The sequence below is a fragment of the uncultured Marinobacter sp. genome, from assembly GCF_947488835.1.
GTDB lineage: Bacteria > Pseudomonadota > Gammaproteobacteria > Pseudomonadales > Oleiphilaceae > Marinobacter.
In genome coordinates, this window is sequence record NZ_CANLBK010000010.1 from 1 (window position 1) to 1836 (window position 1836).

The following is a 1836-nucleotide window of genomic DNA, read 5'->3' on the forward strand; positions in this document are numbered from 1 at the left end:
GCGTTGAGGCTGTAGAAAAACCCCAAAACAGGTCGTTTTTGGTAGCATTGAGCAAACAGACAAGGAGTCGTCGGAATGCCCCGCTTCAAGCATTACAACTACGACCAAGATGCGATGGTCGTCATCAATTATCAGGAACAGCTTCAGCCTGGCACCTTTGAACACGCCGTTCATTACCTGGTTGAACACAAGCTGGATCTGTCGGTGTTTCATCCCAAGTACCGCAACGACGACACTGGCCGCATGGCCTACGATCCGGCTATTCTTCTGAAGATCATTCTGTTTGCTTACTCCAAAGGCATCACTTCCAGTCGCGAGATCCAATGGTGCTGCGAGACCAACATCATCTTTAAAGCGCTGTCCTGCGACACGGTTCCCCACTTCACCACCCTGGCCAAGTTCGTCAGCCTTCACGCCGATGAAATTGAAAAACTGTTCGAGCAGGTATTGTTGGTGTGCCATGAACAAGGGCTGCTGGGTAACGAGCTGTTCGCCATCGACGGCTGTAAAATGTCCTCGAATGCCGCCAAAGAATGGTCGGGCACCTTTAAAGAGTTGGGCGAAAAGCGGGACAAGCTGAAACGGCTGATTCGCCACCATTTGCGTGAACACCACGCCCGGGATGAGGCGGAAACCGAAGCGGAACTGGATGGGGATATCCGCCGCGCCAACACCATCCTGTCGCTGGATGAGGCGATGTCCAAAGTCGACCGTTTCCTAAAGACGCACAGCCCAAGGATGGGCCAGGGGAAACGACGCAAGGAAGTGAAGAGCAACATCACCGATAACGAAAGCGGCAAGATGACCACCAGCAAGGGCACGATCCAGGGCTATAACGGCGTGGCCACGGTGGACAAGAAACACCAGATCATCATCGATGCCCAGGCCTTCGGCGAAGGGCAAGAACACCACACTTTAACGCCGGTGCTGGAGACGGTTCAGCAGCGTTATAAAAAGCTGGGCATTGCCGACAACCTCTACCAAACCGGCGCGATTGTCACCGCCGATACTGGCTTCGCCAACGAAGCGAACATGAAATACCTGCACGAACAACAGATCAACGGCTACATCCCGGACAACCGCTTTCGCAGCCGCGACCCGAAGTTCGTGGAGCAGAAAAACAAATACGGTAAGCGGCACCAGAACCTCCCGGATAAGGGTTGGAAAGACACCCTTGCAGCCAGTGAATTCCAGTTCGATCCCGTGAACCTTAGCTGTATCTGCCCGGCTGGTGAAACACTGACCTACCGGGGCCAAAGGGAAACTGAGAATGGCAAGATCCGGGTACACTTCGGGGGTCGGTTGCTTCAGTGCCGCCACTGCCCGAAGAAGCACAAGTGCATGCAGAATCCAGCATCAGCGGATCACCGCAATGGGTCTGGCCGACAGGTGTCGTTCACGATCGAAAACAAACGACTCCCCAACTACACGGACTGGATGAAACATCGGGTGGATAGCCCACAAGGCAAAGAGATATACGGCCATCGAATGTCGGTGGTGGAACCGGTGTTCGGCAACATCGGCAGCAACAAGGGCCTGAACCGCTTCAGCCTGCGAGGCAAAAAGAAGGTGCAGGGCCAGTGGCAGTTGTATTGCCTGGTTCACAATATTGAGAAGCTGGCGAATTACGGACAATTAGCGGCATGATGCTGGACTAAGGTATGGCTAGCAGAAGCCCTGAGGCAGCCGGATAGGCGGCATTAAGAGCTGATTATTACTAATACTCGGGTGTTGCCGGCGAATGAGCAAACTTGCGCCAGTTAGTCGCAGGTGATGAAAAAACAACAAGGCGGCTGTGGATCAGACTCTGTGAAGGGTTTTTCTACAGGCTCGTTA

The 1836-nt window shown here is 53.8% G+C and carries 1 protein-coding gene; it reads left to right on the top strand.

Annotation, left to right across the window (positions count from 1 at the left end; all coding sequences use genetic code 11):
• The first annotated feature begins 75 nt into the window (after positions 1–75).
• Positions 76–1647: an IS1182 family transposase gene (locus Q0824_RS17305; RefSeq protein WP_298453759.1), complete on the top strand. Its 1572-nt coding sequence runs from the start codon at positions 76–78 to the stop codon at positions 1645–1647.
• Positions 1648–1836 lie beyond the last annotated feature (189 nt).

What these genes read in the sequence shown, in the direction of transcription:
- Q0824_RS17305 (WP_298453759.1), top strand. Translation starts at nt 76, where the DNA reads ATGCCCCGCTTCAAGCATTACAACTACGACCAAGATGCGATGGTCGTC.